The organism is Mycobacterium shunyiense, assembly GCF_058270035.1.
In genome coordinates this window covers 160,738-179,089 of sequence record NZ_JBZDPT010000044.1, presented here as the reverse complement: position 1 = coordinate 179,089, position 18,352 = coordinate 160,738, and the positions used below count along the sequence as shown (strand labels likewise).

19 protein-coding genes are annotated in these 18,352 nt (G+C 66.8%); 15 read left to right on the top strand and 4 right to left on the bottom strand.

From position 1 onward, the window contains the following. Nucleotides 1-19: 19 nt before the first annotated feature. The 5 genes from AC4ELS_RS25715 (at nucleotide 20) to AC4ELS_RS25695 (ending at nucleotide 4,357) form a co-directional block, all read left to right on the top strand. Complete coding sequence (locus tag AC4ELS_RS25715; protein WP_448442333.1) at nucleotides 20-661, top strand: TetR/AcrR family transcriptional regulator; 642 nt, start codon at nucleotides 20-22, stop codon at nucleotides 659-661. A gap of 130 nt (nucleotides 662-791) precedes the next feature. Then, nucleotides 792-1,451, top strand: a complete 660-nt coding sequence (locus AC4ELS_RS25710) for an Rv1363c family protein (protein ID WP_448442335.1) — start codon at nucleotides 792-794, stop codon at nucleotides 1,449-1,451. Further along, a complete protein-coding gene (locus AC4ELS_RS25705; RefSeq protein ID WP_499049815.1) occupies nucleotides 1,448-2,209 on the top strand; it encodes a hypothetical protein in 762 nt (253 codons plus the stop codon). The genes AC4ELS_RS25710 and AC4ELS_RS25705 overlap by 4 nt, the downstream gene beginning before the upstream one ends. Next, nucleotides 2,206-3,111, top strand: coding sequence for an alpha/beta fold hydrolase (locus tag AC4ELS_RS25700; protein WP_448442339.1), 906 nt, complete (start codon nucleotides 2,206-2,208; stop codon nucleotides 3,109-3,111). Before AC4ELS_RS25705 ends, AC4ELS_RS25700 begins: the two co-directional genes overlap by 4 nt. Then, nucleotides 3,101-4,357, top strand: coding sequence for a WS/DGAT domain-containing protein (locus AC4ELS_RS25695; RefSeq protein ID WP_499049812.1), 1,257 nt, complete (start codon nucleotides 3,101-3,103; stop codon nucleotides 4,355-4,357). Before AC4ELS_RS25700 ends, AC4ELS_RS25695 begins: the two co-directional genes overlap by 11 nt. Before the next feature lie 9 nt (nucleotides 4,358-4,366). On the opposite strand, the gene AC4ELS_RS25690 is transcribed toward AC4ELS_RS25695, so the two are convergent. Beyond that, the gene (locus AC4ELS_RS25690; RefSeq protein WP_499049809.1) at nucleotides 4,367-4,966 is read right to left on the bottom strand and encodes a TetR/AcrR family transcriptional regulator; all 600 of its coding nucleotides are present in this window, start codon (nucleotides 4,964-4,966) and stop codon (nucleotides 4,367-4,369) included. 24 nt (nucleotides 4,967-4,990) lie between these two features. Here AC4ELS_RS25690 and AC4ELS_RS25685 point away from each other — a divergent pair, with 24 nt between their 5' ends. From AC4ELS_RS25685 to AC4ELS_RS25675, 3 genes are all read left to right on the top strand, one after another. Further along, entirely contained in the window at nucleotides 4,991-5,764 is a 774-nt protein-coding gene (locus AC4ELS_RS25685) for an SDR family NAD(P)-dependent oxidoreductase (protein WP_498889436.1), read from the top strand. A gap of 22 nt (nucleotides 5,765-5,786) precedes the next feature. Next, complete coding sequence (locus AC4ELS_RS25680) at nucleotides 5,787-6,308, top strand: DoxX family protein (RefSeq protein WP_463795085.1); 522 nt, start codon at nucleotides 5,787-5,789, stop codon at nucleotides 6,306-6,308. 107 nt (nucleotides 6,309-6,415) lie between these two features. Further along, a complete protein-coding gene (locus AC4ELS_RS25675) occupies nucleotides 6,416-8,167 on the top strand; it encodes a DUF3556 domain-containing protein (RefSeq protein ID WP_499049806.1) in 1,752 nt (583 codons plus the stop codon). A 36-nt stretch (nucleotides 8,168-8,203) separates the two neighbouring features. Here AC4ELS_RS25675 and AC4ELS_RS25670 read toward each other — a convergent pair whose 3' ends face one another. Continuing rightward, entirely contained in the window at nucleotides 8,204-8,995 is a 792-nt protein-coding gene (locus tag AC4ELS_RS25670; RefSeq protein WP_064882945.1) for a FadR/GntR family transcriptional regulator, read from the bottom strand. A gap of 202 nt (nucleotides 8,996-9,197) precedes the next feature. Between AC4ELS_RS25670 and AC4ELS_RS25665 the strand changes: the two genes are divergently transcribed. The 4 genes from AC4ELS_RS25665 (at nucleotide 9,198) to AC4ELS_RS25650 (ending at nucleotide 13,321) form a co-directional block, all read left to right on the top strand. Next, nucleotides 9,198-10,346 carry a thiolase family protein gene (locus AC4ELS_RS25665; protein ID WP_498889441.1) on the top strand — a complete coding sequence of 383 codons (1,149 nt, stop codon included), beginning with the start codon at nucleotides 9,198-9,200 and terminating at the stop codon, nucleotides 10,344-10,346. Continuing rightward, nucleotides 10,343-11,143, top strand: a complete 801-nt coding sequence (locus AC4ELS_RS25660) for a crotonase/enoyl-CoA hydratase family protein (RefSeq protein WP_498889443.1) — start codon at nucleotides 10,343-10,345, stop codon at nucleotides 11,141-11,143. The genes AC4ELS_RS25665 and AC4ELS_RS25660 overlap by 4 nt, the downstream gene beginning before the upstream one ends. Before the next feature lie 3 nt (nucleotides 11,144-11,146). Then, nucleotides 11,147-12,289, top strand: coding sequence for an acyl-CoA dehydrogenase family protein (locus AC4ELS_RS25655; RefSeq protein WP_448442351.1), 1,143 nt, complete (start codon nucleotides 11,147-11,149; stop codon nucleotides 12,287-12,289). A gap of 159 nt (nucleotides 12,290-12,448) precedes the next feature. Further along, nucleotides 12,449-13,321: a type IV toxin-antitoxin system AbiEi family antitoxin gene (locus tag AC4ELS_RS25650; RefSeq protein ID WP_499049803.1), complete on the top strand. Its 873-nt coding sequence runs from the start codon at nucleotides 12,449-12,451 to the stop codon at nucleotides 13,319-13,321. Nucleotides 13,322-13,401: 80 nt separating this feature from the next. On the opposite strand, the gene AC4ELS_RS25645 is transcribed toward AC4ELS_RS25650, so the two are convergent. Together AC4ELS_RS25645 and AC4ELS_RS25640 are read right to left on the bottom strand one after the other, a co-directional pair. Beyond that, nucleotides 13,402-14,106, bottom strand: coding sequence for a fasciclin domain-containing protein (locus AC4ELS_RS25645; RefSeq protein ID WP_499049800.1), 705 nt, complete (start codon nucleotides 14,104-14,106; stop codon nucleotides 13,402-13,404). A gap of 158 nt (nucleotides 14,107-14,264) precedes the next feature. Further along, nucleotides 14,265-15,602, bottom strand: coding sequence for an MFS transporter (locus AC4ELS_RS25640; protein WP_498889447.1), 1,338 nt, complete (start codon nucleotides 15,600-15,602; stop codon nucleotides 14,265-14,267). A 40-nt stretch (nucleotides 15,603-15,642) separates the two neighbouring features. On the opposite strand from AC4ELS_RS25640, the gene AC4ELS_RS25635 reads away from it, so the two are divergent. From AC4ELS_RS25635 to AC4ELS_RS25625, 3 genes are read left to right on the top strand one after another with little or no spacing between them, the layout of a single operon-like run. Next, nucleotides 15,643-16,599: a GlxA family transcriptional regulator gene (locus AC4ELS_RS25635; RefSeq protein WP_498889449.1), complete on the top strand. Its 957-nt coding sequence runs from the start codon at nucleotides 15,643-15,645 to the stop codon at nucleotides 16,597-16,599. Nucleotides 16,600-16,630: 31 nt separating this feature from the next. After that, entirely contained in the window at nucleotides 16,631-17,152 is a 522-nt protein-coding gene (locus AC4ELS_RS25630) for a gamma carbonic anhydrase family protein (RefSeq protein WP_064882980.1), read from the top strand. Between the two features lie 46 nt (nucleotides 17,153-17,198). Further along, nucleotides 17,199-18,350, top strand: coding sequence for an NmrA family NAD(P)-binding protein (locus AC4ELS_RS25625; protein ID WP_499049798.1), 1,152 nt, complete (start codon nucleotides 17,199-17,201; stop codon nucleotides 18,348-18,350). Nucleotides 18,351-18,352: the final 2 nt, after the last annotated feature.

The following is an 18,352-nucleotide window of genomic DNA, read 5'->3' as shown; positions in this document are numbered from 1 at the left end:
GTTTCTAGAATCGTCAATCGTGCGGATTGATCCAGGTATCGAGCCGGATGACGCGGCGCGGGACGCCGCCGAGCGCCGCGCGATCATCAGGGCCGCCTTCACCTGCCTGGCCGAGCCCCACACCGGTGCCGTGCCGATCGCATCGGTGCTGGCTCGCGCCGGGCTGTCCACCCGGGCCTTCTATCGCCACTTCGAATCCAAGGACGCGTTGTTCCTGGCCATGCAACAGAGCGCGGGCAGGGCGTTGGGTCGCAGGCTCGACGAGATCGCCGACGACACCGATGGTGCGCCCGCACAACAGCTCGAGCAGTGGATCAGGGTGTCGTTCGACGTGATACACGACGCGCGACTGCGCGGGCAGGCGTTGGTTCTGGACCTAGAGGAGGTTCGCTCGGCCAAGGGCTACCTCGCCGGGCAGGAACAGTGGCGGATCGACCGCGAACGGTCGCTGGCAGCTCTCCTGCGCCGCGGTCTGGACGACGCGTCGTTTCCGCTGACCAGGCCGGAGCGGGATGCCGCGGCCATTCGCGCAGTGGTCAGCCATGAGCTGTCCCGGCTGGGAGCCGACGGGGATTGGGAGGGTGCGTGCGCCGCCGCGGTGGACTTTGCGCTGCGTGCGGTGGGGGCGCGCATCACGTGCAGAGAGCCCGGTAGCACGTAAGGGCGGCCGCCCGAGAGGCGTATCCGGGACTGCCGGTACCGCTGATGACGGTGTGACCGGTGCCACGTACGTTGGACCGCACGCGTGCTGTCGCACGCGCGATACCGCAGTGCCACCGAGGAGCAGATGTATGGCAGACGACAGCGCCGACGCCGAGTCGGTCGAGCCGACCGAGGCCGAGGAGCCGAGCCCGTCCGCCCCAGAACCCGACGCCGAGGCTGTCGAACAAACCGACGAGGACGCCGACGGTGAGGTCGCCGAGGAAGAGTCGGACGAGGCCGAGCACACGGCCCCCGAACGACGCCGGTCCCTGCGCCCGAAGATTGTGTCGGTTGTCGGCGGCGCGTTCGTCGTCGCGCTCGTGGCGCTGACCGGTTGGCTGGGCTTTGACTACTACCAGGTCCATCAGGAACAGCAGCGACGTGACATGTTCCTGGAAACTGCCCGCCAAGGCGCGACCAACCTGACAAGCATCGACTGGGAGCACGCCGAAGACGACGTCCAGCGAGTGCTCGACTCATCGACCGGACGGTTCTACGACGACTTCGAGAAACGTTCGAAGTCCTTTCTGGACGTGGTCAAACAGATCAAGTCGAAGTCGGTGGGCACGGTTACCGCATCGGCTCTGGAGTCCTACTCGGAGGACAAGGCGGACGTGCTCATGTCCGTGACCGTTCGGTCCACGAACGCGGGCGTGCCCGAGCAGGATCCCCAGGTATGGCGAATGGTGTTGACAGTGCAGGATATTGAGGGCAAGGCGAAGGTTTCCAACGTGGAGTTCATCCAGTGAGCGGCCGGCACAAGATGCCGCCGGCGGGGCGTCGTAAGGCCGCAGCCGAATCCGCAGAGATCGCCGAGCCCGTAGCCGCCGAGCCGGTCAGCCTGGAGAAGGCGAGCCCCGAGCCCGACAGCGTCGAGTCGGACAGTGCCGAGTCGGACAGCGTCGAGCCGGACGGTGCCGAGGAGGCGGCGGTCGAGGAATCGGTCGGGCCAGCCGACGAGCCCGTCGTAGCCGACGAGGCGGTGGAGCCCGCGGAACGCGCCGAAGAGGCCGAACCGTCCCATCCGCGCGCTCGGGTCAGCCTGCCTGTCGTGCTGGCGATCATCGCCTTGGTGTTGGCGACGGCCTCTGGGGTGCTGCGCTGGCTGACCGTGTCGCAGAACGAAAGTGACACGGCACGAGTCGAATCGGTTCAGGCGGCCAAGGACATCACGGCCCAGATGCTGTCGTATGAGACCGAAACCGTCGACCAACAGCTCACCGCGGCCCGCGACCGGATGACCGGGAATTTTCGCGGTACCTACACAGCGATGATCAACGAGGTGATCCCGGCCGCACACGCGCAGCGGATCGCGGCAGTCGCCGACGTACTGGAGGCTGGGACCGCGACCGCGAAACCCGACCGCGTCGAGTTGGTGCTGTTCGTCAATCAGAGTGTCCAGGTCGGCGACGAAATGCCGAAGAAGCACCCGTCGGTGGCGCGGGTGACGATGGTCAAAGACGGTGGCCAATGGCTGATGTCCGAGTACGAGCCGGTGCCACTGTGACCGAGCCGCGCTGGATCGATGTCGCCACCCCTGCAGTACAACTGCGGGCGTTGGCGTGGGGGCCCGATGACGGTCCGGTGGCGTTGTGCCTACATGGGTTTCCCGACACCGCCTACGGTTGGCGCAAGGTCGCCCCGACCTTGGCGGAGGCCGGCTGGAAAGTGGTGGCGCCGTTCATGCGGGGCTACGTGCCCTCGTCGATTCCTGCCGACGGCAGCTATCACGTCGCTGCGCTGATGGACGACGCGCTGAACCTCTTGCAGGCGGTCGGACCGACGGGGCGTGATGTGATCATCGGCCATGACTGGGGTGCCATGGCGGCAGCGGGAGTGGCTGCGCTGCCGGACAACCCGTTCGCCAGAGCGGTGATCATGTCGGTACCGCCGATGGCCTCGTTCCAGCCGCTGGGACGGGTGCCTGACGCGGGCAAGCTGTTGGCTCAGCTGCCGCGTCAGGCATTGCGCAGCTGGTACATGATGTACTTCCAATTGCCTTGGTTGCCTGAGCGTTCCGCGTCCTGGGTGGTGCCGCGGTTGTGGAAGACATGGTCGCCGGGATACGACGCCGCCGAGGACCTGCGCCACGTCGACGCCGCGATCGGGGCGCCGGACCGCTGGCGCGCCGCGCTGGGCTACTACCGGGCCACGATCCGGATGAGCAAGCCACCGGCCCGGTACGCCGAGCTACACGAGCACTTGGCGTTGCCGCCGGTGCTGCCGTCGCTGTATCTGCACGGTACCGATGACGGCTGTGCCGCACCGGATTACATCCGCTGGGTGCGCGAGGTGCTGCCCGCAGGCAGCGACACCCATGTCGTCGAATCCGGTGGTCACTTCCTGCAACTCGATCAGCCCGACGCCACAGCGGCCCGCATCCTGGACTTCATCGGACGTGCCGGTTAACCGACTCACTGCGGTCGATGCGCAGATGTTCTGGATGTCGTCCAGGATGCCCAACGACACGTTCCTGCTGTACGGATTCGACGGTGTGCCCGTCGATCTGTCCGGGGTGCTCGCCGAGTTGGCTGCCAATGCCGGCACCAGCCCTGACCTCTCGCAGCGGATCGATGACGGCGCACGGCTGCACTACCCGTCCTGGGTACCAGCTCCGGTCGACGAATTCCGGTTCGTGGTACACGATCTCGATCAGCCGACCTGGCTGGGTTGTCTGGCCGCCGTGGGCGAGCTGGTGGACGCTCAACTCGATGCGCAGCTGGCGCCGTGGCGGCTTCATGTCTTCCCCGGCGTCGAGGGGATACCTGGTGTCACTGGTGCCGGCACCGTTGCGGTCCTGCAGATCACGCACGCCCTCGGCGGTGGTGGGCGCACCTGCGGTCCGGCGGCGCTGATGTTCGGTCGTCAGGGAGCGGTTGCACCGGTTGTGCCGGTGTACGGCCACCCGGCGATGCTGCCTTGGCGGAGCATCGAAGCGGCCCGGGCGCACCGGCAGTTGGTGGCCGACACCGAGGCCGGGCGGGTGCCGCCGGCCGCGACACCGCGCCGTCCTCTCCGGACCAACGACCGTCCGACGGGTGTACGCAGTATGCGGACGGTGGTCCGCGATCGGGCGCAGCTCTCGGGCGCCACCGTGACGGTCTGTGCCCTGGCCGGAATCTCCGAAGCCCTGGCCGGGCAGCTCCGTGAGCTCGGGACGGATCCGGCCACTCTCGGTGCCGAGGTGACCATGGCGAAATCCGGTCCTCGCCAGGCCTACAACCATTTCGGCACGGTCGGCGTTGGGCTGCATCCGTCGCTGCCGGTGACGCAGCGCCGCGCCGCGATCGCTGCTGAACTGGCGGCGCGGCGGGAACGCGCCGCACACCCGGCGATGCGGGCCTCGGAACGTGCCTTCGCCGCCACTCCGGCCCCGCTTCTGCGGTGGGGGATCGGCCAGTTCAATCCCGACGCACGTTCGGCGACGGTCACCGGGAACACCGTGGTGTCCAGCGTGAACTGCGGCGCCGCGGATTTCTCGTTCGGAGGTATGCCGGTACGGCTGGCTGCGGCGTTTCCCGGATTGTCGCCGATGGTGGGGCTCACTCACTGCGTGACGGGCGTGGGGGACACCATCTCGATCAGTGTGTTCGGGGCAGAGTCGGCGATCGGGGACGTCGACGGGTATATCGAGCGACTCGAAGCGGCGTTGTGAGTGATCGGCCTAGCGATGCAGCATTGCGATGCCGACATCCAGCGCGGACTCGAGGTAGCTCAGGTCACCGGAGGCCAGCATCACGCTGACCCCGCCCTGGATCCCGGCCAGCAGGGCGGCGCCCACCTTTTCGGCATCCAGATCGGCAGCCATCTTTCCCTGCGACTGCATGTGCCGGATACCTGCTGAGATCTCGTCATGCCATTGCTGCAGTAGGGCTTTGGTGACCGCCTGGGCGCCGGGAGTGGTGCGGCCGATCTCTGACATCAGCAGACTCAGCGGGCAGCTCTGTCCCTGGCGGCGGTAGCGTTCCACGACCGCGTCGCGCCAGCGCTGCCAGGCGGCCCAGGAGGTCAGCTCACCGAGGTAGGGCTGCTGATCCTCCAGCACCATCTGGGCTTCGCGTTCGGCCACCGCGAGCAGCAGTTGGTCCTTGCCGTCGGGAAAGTAGTGGAACAGCTGGCTCTTGGACGTCTGGGTGTGGGCGCGGATATCGTCCAACGTGGTGGCAGCCACCCCGTGGCTGCGGATCACCGATGCGGCACCCTCGACGATGCGGCGTCGGGTGGCCTCGCCCTTGGCGGTCAGTTTCTGGACTTGCAGGTCCATTTTTAGCGGCCTATACCTGGACTCATGAGTCCAAACACTACGCGCCTCCAAGGCCGCACAGCACTTGTCACAGGATCCACCGGCGGCCTCGGTGTCGCCATCGCCAAGGCCCTCGCCGCGCAGGGTGCCTTGGTCATCGTCAGCGGCCGCAACAAGGAACGCGGCGACTCCGTCGTCGCCGAGATCCGTGCCGCCGGAGGGCGAGCCGAGTTTGTCGCCGCCGACCTCGGGGCCGGGGCGGGCGAGGTGCAGCGCCTGGCCCAGCAGGCCCGCGAGGTCGCTGCGGCGGCCGGCGGGCAGCTTGACATCCTCGTCAACAACGCCGGGGTCTGGGGGATGCCCGAACCTACCGGCGAGGTCACCGAGCAGGCGCTGCTGGAGTCCTACCAGACCAACGTCATGGCACCGTTCCTGCTGACCGGAGCGCTGGCGCCGGCCATGGCCGAACGTGGCCACGGCGCGGTGGTCAACGTCGGCTCGATCACGGGACTGATCGGTGGAGACCGCGCGGCGCTGTACTCGTCGACCAAGGCGGCGGTGCATTCGCTGACGAAGTCGTGGGCGGTCGAGTACGGCCCGCGCGGGGTGCGGGTGAACGCGGTGGCTCCCGGCCCGATCGCGACCGAAAGGGCAGCTGACGTGGCCGACGAGATCGGACCGGTGCTGGCCCGCATCCCGTCGCGTCGGATGAGCACCCCCGAGGAGGTCGCCGCGGCGGTGACCTTCCTGGCCGGCGACGACGCCGGAAACATCCACGGCGTGATCCTCAGTGTGGATGGGGGCTGGGCGGCGGCTTAACAGATGTCCTAGATTCTGTTACATGGCTTCCTCTGCTTACGACACTGCGATCCTGCTCCTGCGCGTGGTGCTCGGCCTGACCATGGCCGCACACGGCTACAACAAGTTCTTCGGTGGCGGACGGATCCCGGGCACCGCGGGATGGTTCGACAGCATCGGCATGAAGCCGGGACTGTTCCACGCCCGGGTCGCAGCCAGCACCGAAATGGCGGCTGGGCTGGGCTTGGCTTTGGGCCTGCTGACCCCGGTGCCCGCAGCCGGGTTCGTGGCGCTGATGCTGGTGGCGGCTTGGACCGTGCACCGGCACAACGGCTTCTTCATCGTCAAGGAGGGCTGGGAGTACAACCTGATCCTCGCGGTGGCCGCCGTGGCGATCGCCGGCACCGGTGCAGGTCGCTACAGCCTCGACCACCTGCTGTTCTCCAGTTCGAACTTCTACCACTACCTGCATGGCTGGTGCGGTCTGGCGATCGCGGTCGTCCTCGGCCTGGCCGGTGGCATCGGCCAGCTGGTGATCTTCTTCCGCCCGCCGGTGAAGTCCTAGCTTTTCCCCGCCGAACAGACGCGAACTCGCACATCTCCGGGTCGATTTGTGCGAGTTTGCGTCTGTTCGCGTGAGGTCCGACTAGAACACGTTCTAATCTGTCGGGCATGGGTTTTCTCAAACAGGAATCGCCCCAGATCGACTTCGAGCAGTGGAGCAAGGGCACGCGCGCGGAAAAGATCCAGCCGATGGCCCGGCACTGGGCGGAGGTGGGGTTCGGAACCCCGGTTGTGCTGCACCTGTTCTACGTCGTCAAGATCCTGGCCTACATTCTCGGTGCCTGGCTGATCGCGCTGACCACCAGCGGCGTCGACGGGTTCACGAACGTCGCCTCCTGGTACGCCGAGCCGATCGTCTACCAGAAGGTCGTGTTCTACACGATGTTGTTCGAGGTCGTCGGCCTCGGCTGCGGCTTCGGCCCGCTCAACAACCGGTTCTTCCCGCCGATGGGGTCGATCCTGTACTGGTTGCGGCCCAAGACGATTCGGCTCCCACCGTGGCCCAACCGGGTCCCGCTGACCAAGGGTGACGACCGCACCATCGTCGACGTCGCACTGTACGGCGCGCTGCTGGTGATGCTGGTGGTGGCCCTCGCCTCGCAAGGTACCGGTCCCATCCCCGCGCTCGGCAGCGAGATCGGCGTGCTGCCGGTGTGGCAGACCGCGGCGATCGTCGGCCTGCTCGCCGTGGCCGGCCTGCGCGACAAGGTGATCTTCCTGGCTGCCCGCGGCGAGGTGTACGGCTCACTGGCGGTCTGTTTCCTGTTCAGCGGCGCCGACATCGTCATCGCGGCAAAGCTGATCTGCCTGACGATCTGGATCGGCGCGGCCACCTCGAAACTCACCAAACACTTCCCATTCGTCATCTCGACGATGATGAGCAACAACCCGGTGTTCCGGCCACGGTTCATCAAGCGCAAGTTCTTCGAGCACTTCCCGGATGACCTCCGGCCAGGGCGGCCGTCGCGCTTCGTGGCGCATTTCTCCACTGCCATCGAGGGTCTGGTCCCGTTGGTGCTGTTCTTCTCGCACGGCGGGTGGGCGACAGCGATCGCGGCCTTCGTGATGCTGGTGTTCCACTTCGGGATCCTGAGCGCCATTCCGATGGGCGTGCCGCTGGAGTGGAACGTCTTCATGATGTTCTCCGTGCTGGCGCTGTTCGTCGGGCACGCCGGCGTGGGTCTAGGGGATCTGGGCAGCCCGTGGCCGATCGTGCTGTTCGCGGTGGTGGCAGGCACTGTGGTGCTGGGAAACCTGTTCCCGCGCAAGGTTTCGTTCCTGCCGGGTATGCGCTATTACGCCGGCAACTGGGACACCTCGCTGTGGTGCGTCAAGCCGTCGGCCGCGGAGAAGATCGAAAAGAACATCGTCGCGATCGCCAGCATGCCCGCCGCCCAGATGGAGCGTTACTACGGCAGCCCCGAGGTCGCCCAGATGTACCTGTACATGGGATATGCGTTCCGTGGCTTCAACTCTCACGGCCGGGCGCTGTTCACTTTGGCGCACCGGGCGATGGCCGGCTGCAACGAGGACGACTATGTGTTGACCGATGGCGAGCGCATCGTCTCGACGGCCATCGGCTGGAACTTCGGTGACGGGCACATGAGCAATGAGCAGCTCGTGGCGGCCCTGCAGAAGAGGTGCCATTTCGAGCCGGGGGAGGTGCGGATCGTGATGCTCGACGCGCAACCGATCCAGCATCAGACCCAGCAATACCGATTGGTCGATGCGGCCACCGGGGAATTCGAGCGGGGATACGTCAAGGTGGCCGACATGGTGACGCGGCAGCCCTGGGACGACGAACTGCCGGTCCATGTCGAATCGGTATCGACTGTGCGTTCAGATCGCGATTCGGGCTGAGTTTCCGATCTGAGCGCACGTTCGGCGAAAATCGCCTCAGCGCATGACGTCGCGGACCTTGACGCTCTCGATGTCCTGCAGCATCAGGATGCGTGCGGTGTCGAGGTGCTTGCGCCAATGTGCTTCGGCGGCATCGCCGTCGCCGGAGCGAATGATCTGGATCAGCTTGCGGTAGGACCGCATGAGCTTGTCGTAGTCGGTCTTCGACACCGGCCGGCGCTCTTTGAACAGGAAGGCGTGGTGGCGCACGGTGATCTCGTGCAGCATGCCGGCGATGATGCCCAGTGTGGCGTTGCCCGACAGCTCCACCACCCGGCGGTGAAAGTCGCCCGTGGTTGCGGCCAGTTGGTCCGACAGATGGTCCTTGGGGATGTGCTCGTCGAGCATCTGCTCAAGTTCGGCGAACGCCGCCTCGTCGCCCTTCTCGGCGAGCAGGCGGGCGGCCATGGGCTCGATCGCCGCACGGCCCACCAGGAGATCGGCGATGTCGGCGCCGGACAGCTCGAGCAGAAGACCCGCCGGGCGGGCGACGATCTCAGGGCCCGGAACCCGGACGCGGGCTCCTGTCCGCGAGCCGCGGCGGACCTCGACCAGGCGCTCGGATTCCAGCACCCGCACGGCCTCACGCAGTGTCGGCCTGCTGACCCCGAAATGCTCCATGAGCTCGGCCTCGTTGGGCAGGAAGTCGCCCTCTTTGAGCTGGCCGTCGACGACCATGCGCCGTAGGGTGCCCGCGACGAGCTCGGCGGTCTTCGGGGAACGGACCGGTGCCTGCGGTGCGATCGCGTCGGGGCCGATCATCGGCGCCAGCGGTGTGGTTCGAGCCACCAGACACTCCCAGGTGAGACAACTTTTAGGCTGGCCGGATGGTCAGCTGTACAACTCAGTAAACCATCTGTTCACCGTGGGAACGGTACATCGACGTCTACCAACCAGTAGGTTGACCTAGTAAACCTACTGGTCTATTTTCACCTCGAGTGCCCCGTTTGGGTCCAACCGGGGTAGCACCCCACCCTTCAAAGGAGAAGTCATGGCTGAAGCCGTCATCGTCGAGGCTGTCCGGTCACCAGTCGGGAAGCGCAACGGCGCCCTGTCGGGTGTGCATCCGTCGGAGCTGTCGGCCCAGGTGCTCAACGGTCTGGTGCAGCGCGCCGGCATCGACCCCGCCCTCGTCGACGACGTCATCTGGGGCTGCGTCATGCAGGCCGGTGAGCAGGCGCTCGACATCGCCCGGACCGCCGTGCTGACCGCGGGCTGGCCCGAGACCGTCCCCGGTGTCACCGTCGACCGCCAGTGCGGTTCGAGTCAGCAGTCCCTGCACTTCGCCGTGGCCGGGGTCGTCGCCGGGCACTACGACGTCGTGGTCGCCGGTGGTGTCGAGTCGATGTCGCGCACACCGATGGGTTCCTCGCTGGCCAACGGCGGCCACCCCTACCCGGAGGCGTTCCGGGAGCGCTACAACGGCCAGACCCCGAACCAGGGCGTCGGTGCCGAGATGATCGCCGAGCAGTGGGGCCTGTCGCGGACCCAGCTCGACGAGTTCTCCCTGCGCTCGCACGAGAAGGCGGCGGCCGCACAGGATGCGGGTGCGTTCAAGGACCAGATCGTCGGGATCAAGGACCAAGATGCCAACGTCGTGTTGGAAGACGGCGGCATCCGCCGCGGCGGCACCGTCGAGTCCATGGCTGCCATCAAGCCGGCCTTCAAGGAGGACGGCGTGATCCACGCCGGTAACTCCAGCCAGATCTCCGACGGGTCGGCCGCGCTGCTGATCATGTCGGCCGACAAGGCAAAAGACCTGGGGCTCAAGCCGCTTGCGAAGGTGCACACCGCGGTGCTCGCCGGCGCTGATCCGGTCATCATGCTGACCGCGCCGATCCCGGCCACCCAGAAGGCGCTGGCCAAGTCCGGGCTGAGCGTCGACCAGATCGGTGCGTTCGAGGTCAACGAGGCCTTCGCCCCGGTTCCGATGGCCTGGCTCAAGGACATCGGCGCCGACGAGGAGCGCCTCAACCCCAACGGCGGCGCAATCGCGCTCGGCCACCCGCTCGGCGGCTCCGGCGCGCGCATCCTGACCACGCTGCTGTACCACATGCGGGACAACAACATTCAGTACGGCCTGCAAACCATGTGTGAAGGCGGCGGCCAGGCCAACGCGACCATCCTGGAGCTCCTGTGACCGACACCGACACCCAGCCAGGCGCGCTCGTTGAAAAGCGCGGCAACGTTCTGCTCATCACCATCAACCGGCCCGAGGCGCGCAACGCGATCAACGGCTCCGTCAGCATCGCTGTCGGCGATGCGTTGGAGCAGGCCCAGAATGATCCCGAGGTCCGGGCCGTGGTCATCACGGGTTCGGGGGACAAGTCGTTTTGTGCCGGTGCCGACCTCAAGGCGATCTCCCGCGGCGAGAACCTCTTCCACCCCGAGCATCCGGAATACGGATTCGCCGGCTACGTCAGCCATTTCATCGACAAGCCGACGATCGCCGCGGTCAACGGCACCGCCCTTGGCGGCGGCACCGAACTGGCTCTGGCCAGTGACCTGATCGTCGCCGAGGAGAGCGCCAAATTCGGTCTGCCCGAGGTGAAGCGCGGCCTGATCGCCGGTGCCGGTGGCGTTTTCCGCATCGCCGAGCAGCTGCCCCGCAAGGTGGCCAACGAGCTGCTGTTCACCGGTGAGCCGATGTCCTCGGCCGATGCGCTGCGGTGGGGTCTGATCAACCAGGTCGTGCCGGACGGCACCGTTGTCGACGCCGCACTCAAGCTGGCCGAACGGATCACGGGCAACGCACCGCTGGCCGTGCAGGCCAGCAAGCGCGTCGCCTACGGCGTCGACGAGGGCGTCATCACCGGCGACAAGGACGGCTGGAAGCGCACCAACCGCGAATTCAGCACGCTGCTGAAGACCGAGGACGCCATGGAAGGGCCGCTGGCCTTCGCGCAGAAGCGCGAACCTGTTTGGAAGGCAAAGTAAGCCATGAAGCGACAGATCTACACCTCGGAGCACGAGGCATTCCGGGAGACGGTCAAGGAATACATCGAGCGTGAGCTCGTCCCCAATTCCGAGAAGTGGGAGACCGAGCGCATCGTCGACCGGTCGGCGTACACCGCCGCGGGCAAGTACGGCGTCATCGGGTTCAACATGCCCGAGGAGTTCGGCGGCGGCGGTTCAGATGACTTCCGGTTCAACGCGATCATCGACGAGGAGATCGCCAAGGCCGGCGTGCACGGCCCGGCGCTGAGCCTGCACAACGACGTTGTCGGCCCGTACTTCAAGGACCTCACCAACGACGAGCAGAAGCAGCGCTGGCTGCCCGGCATCGCCAGCGGCGAGACCATCATCGCGGTCGCGATGACCGAACCGGGCGCAGGCAGCGACCTGGCCGGCATCCGCACCTCCGCGGTACGTGACGGTGACGACTGGATCATCAACGGCTCCAAGACGTTCATCTCCTCGGGTATCAACTGCGACCTGTGCGTCGTGGTGGCCCGCACCGACCCCGAGGCCGGCCACAAGGGCTTCACGCTGTTCGTGGTGGAGCGCGGCATGGAGGGCTTCACCCGCGGTCGCAAGCTCGACAAGATGGGCCTGCACAGCCAGGACACCTCCGAGCTGCACTTCGAGAACGTCCGGGTGCCGAACGCCAACCTCCTGGGCAAGGAAGGTCGCGGGTTCTACCACCTGATGACCAACCTGCCCTCGGAGCGGCTCTCGATCGCCATCTCGGCGATCTACGGTGCGCGCGCGGTCTTCCAGGAGACGCTGCAGTATGCCAAGGACCGCAAGGCTTTTGGGCAGCCGATCGGCAGCTTCCAGCACAACCGGTTCCTGCTCGCCGAGATGGATACCGAGCTGGAGGTCACCGAGAACTACCTCGACCGCTGTCTGCAGGGCGTGGTCGACGGTGAACTGACCGCCGTCGAGGCGGCCAAGGCCAAGTGGTGGGCGACCGAGGTCGCCAAGAAGGTCATCGACAACTGCGTGCAGCTGCACGGCGGCTACGGCTACATGATGGAGTACCGCGTTGCGCGGGCCTACGTCGACGGACGGATCCAGACGATCTTTGGTGGCACCACCGAGATCATGAAGGAGATCATCGGCCGCGATCTCGGCGTCTAGTTCTTTCGCCGAACAGTCCCCCGCAAGCGGGAGGGGCCCCCACCAAAACTGCCCATTTCCACACGGAAATGGGCAGTTTTGCGTCTGCTGGCGGGGTTATCCACAGGGCTCGAAGTCAAATAGTGGCGGCCGGAGAATTGTCCGCAAACAATCACCGGCATGACGCTCGACGAAGTGTTTGCCCGCAACAACGGCGTCGCGACCACGAAGCAGCTGCTTGCCGCTATGACTTACCGGACACTCGCGCGGCGGGTCCGCGACGGTGAGTTCGTCCGGGTGTGGCATGGGGTCTATTCGTTGGGCACGCCCGACACGGCTCGCAGGCTCCGCGCCCTGGACCTGCTGTCGGAGACGGCGATCGTGGGCTGTCTGGGGACGGCCGCGCAGCTCTACGGCTTCGACACCGAGAACACGGTGAGAACCCACATTCTCGATCCAGGGGTACGCATGAGGCCCTCAGCAGACCTCATGGTGCATCAACGAATTGGCGCTCCGCTCAAGAAACTCGATGGCCGGTTGCTGACAGCGCCGGCGTGGACTGCCATCGAGCTTGCACGGACGTTGCGGCGGCCACGCGCGTTGGCGACTCTCGACGCCGCCCTGCGCAGCGCCACCTGCTCCGCGGCCGACCTCGAATGCGCGCTCCAGGAACAGCACGGCCGCCGCGGCGTGGTGAAGGTTCGTCAACTGCTGCCTCACGCTGACGCCAGGGCCGAGTCGCCGATGGAATCTGAGATGAGGTTGGTCTTCATGGACTGGGGCGTGCCCACGCCAGAACTGCAGTACGAGATCGTCGACCGACACGGGCAGTTGTGGAGGGTGGATTTTGCCTGGCCAGACTGTCGGGTCGCAGCCGAATACGACAGCATGGATTGGCACGCGAATCCTGTTGCGGTCAAGCATGACCGGATGAAATCAGCCCGATTGCAGGAGATCGGCTGGACCAGTGTGCCAGCCGTGGTAGATGACGTCCGGCGGTATCCCGCCGAACTGTGCTCTCGAATCAGGAGCCACCTCGAGGCTGCCGCATGATGGTCCCTGACCAGACGCAAAACTGCCCATTTCCACACAGAAATGGGCAGTTTTGTGTCTGCTCGCGCTGAGAAAAGAAATCAGCCGATCGGGGCGTCGGCGGCCGGGGTCTCCGGGGCCTTCGTCGTGGTCGTGGTCGTGGTGCTGGAGCCCGACGGCACGATGGCCTCCGGCGGGCTGTTGGGATCCAGCACGGTGTCGATCAGGTAGATCCGGGCGTTGGCCGCCTGGATGGGACCGCAGACCAGCTTGGCGGTGTCGTTGACCTTGATGTCGCCGCCCTTGCCGGTCACCTTGACCTCGGCGCCCTGCTGGGTGGGCCGCTGGCCCTTGACGTCATCGGGGCCGAGCAGGCCCAGGAACGCGTGGTAGTAGTCAAAGCTGGTGAGCGCGGCCACGTCAGCCTTGAGCGCATCGAGCTTGCCGGGCTCCATCGCGGCGAACGCGTCGTTGGTCGGCGCGAAGATGACGTACGGGCCGTTGTCGAGCACCGGGACGATGTTGACGGCCGGGTTCATCCCACCCGAGATCGCGGCATTGAACGTGCTGATGTCCGGGATGCTGGCCAGCACCTTGCCGGTCGGCAGATCCGCGAAGCTCTTCCAGTCCGGCATCGCCTTCTTGAAGTTGTCGCAGCCAGAGCCCTGCGGGTCGGGGATTTCGACGACCGGGGCGGTGGTCGTCGTCGGCGCCGGGTCGGCGTAGGCGGTGACTGCCAGCGGCAGCGACGCCGAGATCGCGGCGACGGCCGCAGCAACGCCCAGTGTCTTGGTGCGAGTCTTCATTTGGTGGGTTTTCCTCCCGCTCATGCCTAGCCTGGTATTCGTCGGCTGTCGGTGACGCGTTACGCGGTTCTCCGCGCGACTATGGCGAGCGACCACGAGCAATGACAGCCTCAGCGTTCCCCGCGGCGCCGCATCGGATGTTAAGGGTTACGAAGCGGTTACGGCAAAGCCGAAGTGGCAACTGTGACCAGGTCGGACGTTGTGACCTGCGCTTTTCGAATACTGAGGCACAAAGCGGCGGCTACGAAGCACAGCCCGGCGGCCAGCTGGAAGGCCAGGTCGTAATCGCCGTTCAGATCCCGCAGCCATCCTGCACCCGCGGCGGCGATGGCCGCGCCGACCTGGTGGGAGGCGAACACCCAACCGAACACCACCGGCGAACGGTCTCCGAAGTAGTCCCGGCACAGCACGATGGTCGGCGGCACGGTGGCCACCCAGTCCAGTCCGTAGAAGATGACGAACACCCACGTGCTCGGTTCGGCATGGGGGGACAGCAGGGACGGCAGCAGCATCAGTGACAGGCCGCGGCCCGCGTAGTAGACGAGCAGCAGCAGTCGGGGGTCCACGCGGTCGGTGAGCCAGCCGGAGAACACGGTGCCTGCGACGTCGAGGATGCCGATGGTGGCGAGCAGGCCTGCGGCGATCGTGGTTGGCATGCCATGGTCGTTCGCGGCCGGAATGAAGTGGGTGCCGATCAGACCATTGGTCGTCATGCCGCAGATCGCGAAGCTGGCGGCCAGCAGCCAGAACACGCGGGTCCGTGCGCCGAGGCGCAGGCCATCGAAAGCGGCGGCGAATCCGCCAGTCGGAGCCGGCGCGGCCGGGACAGGCTCAGTGGCTCCGTACGGTGCCAAACCCACGTCGGCGGGGCGGTTGCGCATGAACAACGCGACGAGCGGGACGACGGCCAGCGAGGCCGCCGCGACGATCAAAGAGGCCCAGCGCCAACCATATTGTGTGGTGACGGCCGCGACCACCGGTAGGAAGACCAGTTGCCCCGTCGCGCTGGCCGCGGTGAGCACGCCGGTGACCAGACCGCGGCGCTGTGCGAACCAACGGGTCGCGATGGTCGCCACGAACCCCATCGAGATCGACCCGGTTCCGACGCCGACGAGCACGCCCCACAGCAGCACCAGTTGCCAGCTCGCGGTCATCAAGGTGCTGACTGCCGAACCCGTCGCGATCAGCAGCAGCGACACCGTCAGCACGGGGCGGACACCGAATCGGTCCATGAGTGCCGCGGCGAACGGTGCGGTGAGTCCGTACAACATCATGTTGACCGACATCGCCAGCCCGACCGTGCCGTGCGACCAACCGAATTCGTGATGCAGCGGGTTCATCATCACGCCCGGGATGGATCGGAACCCGGCTGCGCCGAGGATCGCCACGAAGCTCACTGCGGCGACCACCCAGGCCCAGTGGATGCCGATGCGGATCGGGGTAGGCGAGGTCACCCGAACACTGTTGCCGAGGATGGCCGTCGCGACCAGTGGCATAAACGACAGCAATCATCAAAAACGTGCCACAATTGGCGTCGTGCACCGTGTTGCCGTCCTGCTGCTGGCGCCGGTGGTCGGGTTCGACGCGGCCATCGCGCCGACGTTGTTCTCCAATGCCACCGACAGCGAGGGCAATCCGCTCTACGACGTGGTGACGTGCGGGCTCACCACTGACCCGGTGCCGTCGACGACCGGGTTTGCCATGGTGCCCGGCGCGGCAGCCGAGGCATTGGAATCGGCCGACACCGTCGTGATCCCTGGCACCAGGTACGCGCCGGCCCGTGCCGACGGTGTGTTGGGCACCGAGGTGAGGGAGACCCTGTCGCGGATCCGCCCCGGCACCCGGCTTGTTTCGATCTGCACCGGAGCTTTCGTGCTGGCCGCCGCCGGCCTGCTGGACGGCAGACCGGCTACCACGCACTGGCGCTTCGCCGCGGACATGCGCCGGCTGTACCCGGACGTTCGCCTCGACGAGGACGTACTGTTCGTCGACGACGGCGACGTGCTCACCTCGGCCGGCCTGGCCGCGGGAATCGACTTGTGCCTGCACATCATTCGCTCCGATCACGGTGCGCAGGTGGCCAACACGGTGGCTCGCTACTGCGTGGTGCCGCCGTGGCGGGAGGGCGGGCAGGCGCAGTTCATCGATCACGGGCCCACGGTCAACGACCATGCCTCGACCGCCGCCACCCGTGAGTGGGCGTTACAGCACCTCGCCGAGGAACTCACCGTGACGCGCCTGGCTGCGCACGCCCACATGAGCGCCCGCACGTTCAACCGCCGCTTCCGTGAGGAGACCGGGCAGGCGCCCGCTACCTGGGTCCGCAGCCGCAGGCTGGACCTGGCGCGCGAACTTCTGGAATCGGGGGACCTGCCGGTGGACGAGGTGGCCAGGCGTTCGGGTCTGGGCACGTCGGGCAATCTGCGTCATCACCTGCGCCGCGGGCTCGGGATGTCACCGTCGAGCTACCGCAAGGTGTACCAGGGCGCGTGAGCCGGCCGGTCGGCTGTCTACCATGACCGGCATGCCTGAGCCGCTGATCGTCTCCGTCGCTGGTCACACCCCGCAGATCGACCCGGACGCCTGGGTTGCCCCCAATGCCAGTGTGATCGGCCAGGTTTCGCTGGCCGCCGGTGCCAGCGTCTGGTACGGGGCGACGCTGCGCGCCGAGGTCGAGCCCATCGAGATCGGCGAGGGCAGCAACATCCAGGACGGGGTGACCGTCCACGTCGACCCGGGTTTCCCGTGCCGGGTCGCCACCGGGGTCACCGTCGGCCACAACGTGGTGCTGCACGGCTGCACCGTCGAGCAGGACAGCCTGGTCGGGATGGGTGCTGTGGTGCTCAACGGTGCGGTGATCGGCGCCGGTTCGCTCGTGGCCGCCGGTGCGGTGGTGCCGCAGGGCATGGTGGTGCCGCCGCGCTCACTGGTGGCCGGTGTCCCGGCCAAGGTGCGCCGCGAGCTCAACGATGACGAGGTCGGCCACAACCAGTTGAACGCCGCGGCCTACACGCATCTGACGGGTTTGCACCGCGACGCGGAGTGACCTGCCCGACGATTGCGACCGCGCCAAGCCGGGTACTAACCGCGGCGTGACTGATACGGCGAGTAAACGGATTCTGGTGATCGGTGCGAGCGGCTACGTCGGTTCGCGTCTGGTGAGTGTGCTGTTGACGGCCGGGCACCGCGTGGTGGCGGCCGGGCGCAGCCTCGACAAGCTCGCCGACTACGGCTGGTTCCGCGACGTCACCGCGGTGCAACTCGATGCCGACGACCCGCTGTCCACCAACGCCGCGTTCGAGCAGATCGGCCCGGTCGATCTGGTCTATTACCTGGCCCACGGGATCGGGCAGTCCGGCTTCCGGGAGGCGGACTGCCAGGCTGCTGCCAACGTCGCCGCCGCGGCAAAGGAAGCCGGCGTCGAACGAATTGTGTATCTCGGCGGTTTCGTGCCGGATTCGACGAGCCTGTCGGACCATCTCGCAAGCCGGGCGGAGGTAGCTCAGGCGCTGCGCGTCGACGGCGGGCCGGAGGTGGTGTGGTTGGGCGCCGCGTTGATCATCGGCTCGGGGTCGACGTCGTTCGAGATTTTGCGCTATGTGGCCGACCGGTTCCCGGTCCTGCCCGCCCCGGCCTGGATGGCCAACCGGATCGATCCGATCTCGATCCGCGACGTACTGCACTATCTGGTGGCCGCCGGTGAATCGAAGCAGGTGCCGGCCGGCGACTACGACATCTGCGGACCGGACATCACGACCTATCGAGACCTGGTGGCGACCTATGCCCGGCTCGCGGGCAAGCGCCGACTGACCGTGCCGATCGGTGGGCCGACGGCCGGTGTGGCGGCCCGCGTGTCGGCGGCCACCTTGCCGATTCCCGGCGGTCTGGCAACGGATGTGATCACCTCGCTCGACCATCCGATGAGCGCCGCACGCGAGGGCATCCGCACCGTGGTGCCGGATCCGCCGGGCGGGCTGCTGGGTGTCGACGAGGCGATCCGACGGGCCTTGGGACCCGATGCCCTGCCGGCCGAGCGGCGGCCGGTCAGCGCACTGGCCGATCCGCACGACCTGGCCGACACCGATCCGGTGTGGGCCGGCGGTGACGCTGCGCGGATCCGGCAACTCACACCCGGCTTCGCGCGGCGTGTGCTCGGCCTGCTGCCCCCGATCCCCGGACCGGTCGCGGCCGTGGTGCGCTCCGGCCTCGATGTGGCGGCCCGCCTGGTTCCGAGCGGGGGCTGAAG

Excerpts from the sequence above, each read along its gene's own strand:
- AC4ELS_RS25710 (WP_448442335.1), top strand. The coding sequence starts at position 792 with ATGGCAGACGACAGCGCCGACGCCGAGTCGGTCGAGCCGACCGAGGCC.
- AC4ELS_RS25690 (WP_499049809.1), bottom strand. The coding sequence starts at position 4,966 with ATGGACCTGCAAGTCCAGAAACTGACCGCCAAGGGCGAGGCCACCCGA.
- AC4ELS_RS25685 (WP_498889436.1), top strand. The coding sequence starts at position 4,991 with ATGAGTCCAAACACTACGCGCCTCCAAGGCCGCACAGCACTTGTCACA.
- AC4ELS_RS25680 (WP_463795085.1), top strand. The coding sequence starts at position 5,787 with ATGGCTTCCTCTGCTTACGACACTGCGATCCTGCTCCTGCGCGTGGTG.
- AC4ELS_RS25675 (WP_499049806.1), top strand. The coding sequence starts at position 6,416 with ATGGGTTTTCTCAAACAGGAATCGCCCCAGATCGACTTCGAGCAGTGG.
- AC4ELS_RS25665 (WP_498889441.1), top strand. The coding sequence starts at position 9,198 with ATGGCTGAAGCCGTCATCGTCGAGGCTGTCCGGTCACCAGTCGGGAAG.
- AC4ELS_RS25655 (WP_448442351.1), top strand. The coding sequence starts at position 11,147 with ATGAAGCGACAGATCTACACCTCGGAGCACGAGGCATTCCGGGAGACG.
- AC4ELS_RS25650 (WP_499049803.1), top strand. The coding sequence starts at position 12,449 with ATGACGCTCGACGAAGTGTTTGCCCGCAACAACGGCGTCGCGACCACG.
- AC4ELS_RS25645 (WP_499049800.1), bottom strand. The coding sequence starts at position 14,106 with ATGAAGACTCGCACCAAGACACTGGGCGTTGCTGCGGCCGTCGCCGCG.
- AC4ELS_RS25640 (WP_498889447.1), bottom strand. The coding sequence starts at position 15,602 with ATGCCACTGGTCGCGACGGCCATCCTCGGCAACAGTGTTCGGGTGACC.
- AC4ELS_RS25630 (WP_064882980.1), top strand. The coding sequence starts at position 16,631 with ATGCCTGAGCCGCTGATCGTCTCCGTCGCTGGTCACACCCCGCAGATC.